2 protein-coding genes are annotated in these 1,761 nt (G+C 35.2%); one reads left to right on the top strand and one right to left on the bottom strand.

What is annotated here, in order from left to right; genetic code table 11:
- A partial coding sequence (locus tag H524_RS17485) for a hypothetical protein (protein WP_044122329.1) occupies nucleotides 1–252 on the top strand: 252 nt, incomplete at its 5' end.
- A 170-nt stretch (nucleotides 253–422) separates the two neighbouring features.
- Here the strand turns inward: H524_RS17485 and H524_RS0111875 are convergent.
- Entirely contained in the window at nucleotides 423–1,604 is a 1,182-nt protein-coding gene (locus H524_RS0111875; RefSeq protein ID WP_027940344.1) for a glycosyltransferase family 8 protein, read from the bottom strand.
- Between the last annotated feature and the right edge of the window lie 157 nt (nucleotides 1,605–1,761).

Consider the following 1,761-nt stretch of genomic DNA (forward strand, 5'->3'; position numbering starts at 1 on the left):
CGTCCAAAGGGCAGCAAGAACAAGGCTACTCTTGCAAAAGAGCAAACAGCACAAAACCAGTTAACTGCATCATCAGCAACTGAAAAACGCGGTCGTGGTCGTCCAAAGGGCAGCGAGAAAAAGGCTGCGCTTGCAAACGAGCAGGCAGCACAAAAGCAGCAAACTGCATCATCAGCAACTGAAAAGCGTGGTCGTGGTCGACCAAAGGGCAGCAAAAATAAGATTAGGCTTAGATGTGAGCAGATAAGCTAGGTAATGCCAGCAGATCTGATAATGATAATTAGGCCAGTGAGGAAAAATAAAAACAACAATCCATGCAATTACAGCAATATTGAGTGTCCTCTTAATCATAAATAGAGATTAATGATTGAGAGGATACTCATGAACTAATATAATTTCTTTTGAGAGTAACGAATAATATATTAATAATATAGACAAAGAATGGTAAATATTTGCACGACTAAAACGATGCCTATCAGTGATAGTAAAAGCCTGCGATCATTTTTTCTCCGTAAACGCTGCTTTTCTAAGTCATAGCGCAACTGAGCCATCCGGTCATTTAAAAAGCAAATTACGAGATCGTGGTTATTTAACGCGCAGAATTGAAGTCTCTTTAGTTGATCCTCGAACTCCACAACACTGTTAGCAGTTTCGTACCACTCATGAAGAATTTTTGTAAGACTACTATTTAGTGGAAGCTGCGTATTATTAAAGTTTGCATTTCCCCAAGGTTTAAACTTAGTGAAATGGCAAATGCTAGGATTGATAGAGAACTCAAGAAAATCCTCTAAGGTTGGCAATGAGTTGATTGAATTGATCTGTTTACTGGTTAGACGTTTGGCCGGCAGGATAGAAAAAGTATTATTTGTTGTATTAAAACTTTGGAAATAAGAAAATGGGGTGAAGTTCCAAGTCAACGGCAATACTGTTTTTTTCTTGACGATAAGGTTTAATAGATCTTGATCATGAGCCAACAATGTGTAGCTTTTTATGATATCCAAGCATTGATCTAAAATTTTTTGCTGCCTGAATTCCTCTAGATTAATAAGCAAAACACCAGCATTTAGATATTCCTTAAGGGAGATACTGAGGTTTGGCTTATTGGCTACATTAGACTTCACTACAATTTCAGTATTGCCTTCTAATTCATATTCCATACCATAGTCAATAACTCCAGCCAGTACAGTATCTTCTAAATTGGTGCCTCTAAAAAGAATTCTAATATCGTTACGCACGTAAGTATCGCAATCTAAATAAAGAACAGACTTTACATCAGTACTTAAAAGTCTTCCTGCCAATAGACGATAATATGTTGATAAAGTTCCACCAGCAAATTCTGTAGCACCTTCAAATATAGAGTCAGAAACGATAGCTACATTAAACTCTATATTGATAATAGACGAACTATTACGTTTTATGAAACTTTCGCATTTATTATTTACAAAATTTAAATCTACGCTTTTGTCTACAAATAAGTTGAATACGATTGTATCGTCAGTATTTGCAAAATCTTGTTGAATGCTATTTATAACAGACTGACATGTTACAAAACTATAAGGTAGATAATTAATATCAGTTGTGATTAAAACGTTGTATTTATTCATGGGACGATAAAGATATAACTTTCTGATACAGTGTGGTTATTTGAGATTAATTTTATTTAAACTAAAACTTTACCAAATCTTTGAACTATCAGAACTCTGCTCTAGTGTTTTGCAAAGTTCTGACGGTTATCTTGCGTATCCAAAGATATCATAGTTT

The organism is Anaerobiospirillum succiniciproducens DSM 6400, assembly GCF_000482845.1.
Lineage (GTDB): Bacteria > Pseudomonadota > Gammaproteobacteria > Enterobacterales > Succinivibrionaceae > Anaerobiospirillum > Anaerobiospirillum succiniciproducens.